The organism is Desulfofundulus sp. (assembly GCF_049701015.1).
In the GTDB taxonomy this organism is placed as follows: Bacteria; Bacillota; Desulfotomaculia; order Desulfotomaculales; family Desulfovirgulaceae; genus Desulfofundulus.
The window spans coordinates 1-3,294 of sequence record NZ_JBNATZ010000265.1 but is presented as its reverse complement, the minus strand read 5'-3'; the positions used below and the strand labels follow the sequence as shown (position 1 = coordinate 3,294).

The window sequence follows — 3,294 nt, the reverse complement described above, 5'->3', positions numbered from 1 at the left end:
TGGTACGCTCATCAAAAACCTGCATGCGGTACATACCCACATTGCGCCGCCCGGTAACAGGGTCCCGGGTGAAGACCAGGGGGAGTGTGATAAATGGACCCCCGTCCCCGGGCCAGCATTTGAGCACAGGCAGCTCTTTCAGGGAGGGGTTGTCCCGGATAATTACTTCCTTACAGGGCCCCGTCTTCACTATTCTGGGGATGAACGAAGAGAGCTGGGCCAGTTTCGGTATGACTTTCAGCTTATCTATGAAAGTTACGGGAAGCTCGGGGGGTTGCAAAATACTGATTAATTCTTCTCCAATTCGATCCAGGTTTTCTACCTCCAGGGCCAGACACATTCGTTCCATGGAACCAAAGGCATTGGTCAACACGGGAATATCGTAACCTCGTACATTTTCAAAAAGCAATGCCGGCCCGCCAGCTTTGCAAACCCGGTCTGTTATTTCGGTTATTTCCAGCTCAGCATCGACTTCCGTACTAATTCTTTTTAACATCCCTCTCCCTTCCAGTACAGAGAGGAAGGCTCGCAAATCTTTATAAGCCATGACACTACCTCCGCTTTAAACCACGGTACCCACGTGTACGGTAACAATACCCCCGGTAAGTTCGTAGTAACAGGTATCCGCCAGACCCACTTCACAAAAGAGCTTTTTGATTTCCCGCTGATGGGGAAAATCCTTTAAGGAATTGGGCAGGTAACTATACGGGCCGTCAAAGCCGATTCCCAGACGTCCGAGAAGCGGTACCAGGTGATTGAAATAAAAGTAATATAGCTGTTTGAAGATGGGGGCACTTGGTTTGGATAACTCCAGGGATACCACTTTCCCCCCCGGCCTCACCACCCGTGCCATTTCACTGATGGTTTTGCGGATATCCGGCACATTGCGAAGGGCAAAGCCAATGGTGGCACAATCAAAGGTATTATCGGGGAAGGGTAAATTAATGGCATTTCCCTGTACGAACTGGATCTGTTGGGAAAAGGGGGTTTTTTTAATGTTTTCCCTGGCTTTCGCCAGCATGTTTTCACAAAAGTCCACCCCTATCACCCGGCCCCGGGGACCAACCAGGCGCGCCTGCTCGATGGTGAGCATGCCGGTCCCGCAGCACACATCCAGGCCGTAACCCCCCGGCTGCAGACCGGTTTGAGCGGCGGCAAAACGGCGCCAGTACTTATCCCGGTTGAAACTCAAGGCTGTGTTTAAAAGATCGTAGCGGTGCGCAATAGAAGAAAATATGGCATGTACGTATTCTTCTTTGCTTCGATAGGGTGAGGGAATACGAACCATCGTTCTTGCTCCTTTTTTATCCTACCTGTACGGCCAGTCCCTCATTTTGTTTTTGGAAAAGACGGATTAACTGTTCCAGGATATCGCGACTTTCCCCAGGGGGGAGGCCATTTAGAGCCAGGAGGGCTTGACCGAGGTAACCGCTGGTTTCCACCTCATATTCGCTCAGTCCCACGGCCATACCAAAACTTGTCCCCAGCATCTCCAGTTCTTTCTGTTCCTGTTCCGACGCACCGGCCAGGTGGCCACCCATCCTGCAACCGCCGCCGAAAAGGAGAGCTGTTTCTTTGTAAACAATTTGTCTGAGTACATCCGTATCAGCTAGAGTCTCTCCAGCTTTTACACGCAGGATACTGCCCTCGCTTATTTCACATATTATTTTCGAGAGGGGACTTAAGTACTTCACGATGCCGTGCTCACAAAGGCATGAAAAAAAACGGCTGAAGAAGTAATCTCCCACCAGGACCGGAAACTGGCAACCATCCGGGCAGTCGACCGGTCCGGGGTACTCCCGGACATTACGGTGTATACGTGCAGCCAGATAGATGAACTGAATGACTGCTGCCAGGGCAATAGCCTGGAAGTTAAGCGGCGCAAAAATTCTGGCCGAAAGCAGTACCAGCGCAGGGCGGATGATGTCGTGAAAACTGCCGGGGACCAGGTGGCTGAACCTGCCAAGGTGCCCGGACCGGATTTGAAAGGAACGGGCCAGTATATTTTGCGCTTCCTGGAGTTCCGATTTAATGGGGGCGAGTACCCGGTCAAACATTTTAGTCCTCCTTCTTCTCCTAACTTAGTATTGATTCGTTATAGCTGAAAAATTTCCTCCCCATCGTGAAAAATGGTCGAAAATGCAGTGAGCCCTGCAATCTTTTTTAGATCGCAAGGCTCACTAGTCCTTGGTTAACCGGGTACTAATAAAAATCCCCCTCCTAAAGATTGACAGCTACCTGTTGCTCAGCCACTTGTTCCGTGATGGGAAAGATGCCGCGTTTTGTTTCTTTGGCCGACATGTGCTTGGCACGAAATTGGCTGGTCAGGTAGTTGCATGCATCCCAGGGATCGACCTTATCACCACAGGTAAACACATCAACCGCTGCATAACCCAGCTCCGGCCAGGTATGAATGGCCAGATGGGATTCCGAGATAACCACCACGCCGCTGACTCCCTGCGGGCTGAATTTATGGAATACGCATTCCCTTACTTCTGCTCCTGCTTCGAGGGCTGCATTAACCATGATCTCTTCTACTTTTTCAATGTCGTTCAGGATGTCGAATTCGCAGCCATAAATTTCAGCCAAGACATGGCGGCCCAAGTGTTTCATCTTTGTTATCTTCCCCCTTTTAACCCAAAATATTATTGGAATCAAGCCACCTGGCAAACTCGACATTTGTCAGGATTGGCCAATTCCAATCAAGTTCAATTGTAGCATAAGATTCATCGTTGTCAAATAAAATTTTAAACGCCTCTACAGGTTTTTTTTTACATTTTCTATTTCGTTTCACCAATCTCTCTAATTACGAGATAGACCATGGGCGGGGCGCCGAAGACCATGGTAGTGGCTGCAGCTACTATACCTGAATCATTAAAAACGAGCCCCAGAATACTGGCAATCGTAACTCCGACAAAGCCGCAAAAGAGGTCGGGATATTTGCTCCTGATGGAGGCCATTACACCTACCGGCCGGTGGAAGAGCAGTGCCAGGCTACCCAGGCTGGCTACGAAAATACGGCTCCAGATGGTGTAGCGGACCAGTTTGATGTTTAGTTCCGACTTGCGCCGGATGATATCCAGCACTACCGGCCAGCCGCCCTGTAATAGCAGGGATGTGGTGCGACCGATGTGGGACTGTAGCCAGAGCGGGCGATGCAGATCATAAATCATAAAGGCCAGCACTACGGCTATCAAACCAAGTACGATCCGGATCATGTTTTGGATGGTCAGGGGGCGGCCTGTGAGCAGTAAAAAGGTGGCAAAAAGTGCACCTGCTGCGGCTATGGTTCCC

The 3,294-nt window shown here is 50.2% G+C and carries 4 protein-coding genes and 1 pseudogene; all 5 read right to left on the bottom strand.

Annotated features, from left to right (window positions below; genetic code table 11):
- On the bottom strand, positions 1-547 hold a 547-nt coding region (locus ACPLUI_RS12880), incomplete at its 3' end, for a UbiD family decarboxylase domain-containing protein (protein ID WP_424660656.1).
- 15 nt (positions 548-562) lie between these two features.
- Positions 563-1,288, bottom strand: coding sequence for a demethylmenaquinone methyltransferase (locus ACPLUI_RS12875; protein ID WP_424660655.1), 726 nt, complete (start codon positions 1,286-1,288; stop codon positions 563-565).
- Between the two features lie 16 nt (positions 1,289-1,304).
- The gene (locus tag ACPLUI_RS12870; protein ID WP_424660654.1) at positions 1,305-2,057 is read right to left on the bottom strand and encodes a polyprenyl synthetase family protein; all 753 of its coding nucleotides are present in this window, start codon (positions 2,055-2,057) and stop codon (positions 1,305-1,307) included.
- 163 nt (positions 2,058-2,220) lie between these two features.
- Entirely contained in the window at positions 2,221-2,613 is a 393-nt protein-coding gene (gene speD / locus ACPLUI_RS12865) for an adenosylmethionine decarboxylase (RefSeq protein WP_424660653.1), read from the bottom strand.
- Positions 2,614-2,780: 167 nt separating this feature from the next.
- Positions 2,781-3,294, bottom strand: a pseudogene (locus tag ACPLUI_RS12860) (hypothetical protein); the annotation flags it as partial.

Excerpts from the sequence above, each read along its gene's own strand:
- ACPLUI_RS12875 (WP_424660655.1), bottom strand. The coding sequence starts at position 1,288 with ATGGTTCGTATTCCCTCACCCTATCGAAGCAAAGAAGAATACGTACAT.
- ACPLUI_RS12870 (WP_424660654.1), bottom strand. The coding sequence starts at position 2,057 with ATGTTTGACCGGGTACTCGCCCCCATTAAATCGGAACTCCAGGAAGCG.
- speD (WP_424660653.1), bottom strand. The coding sequence starts at position 2,613 with ATGAAACACTTGGGCCGCCATGTCTTGGCTGAAATTTATGGCTGCGAA.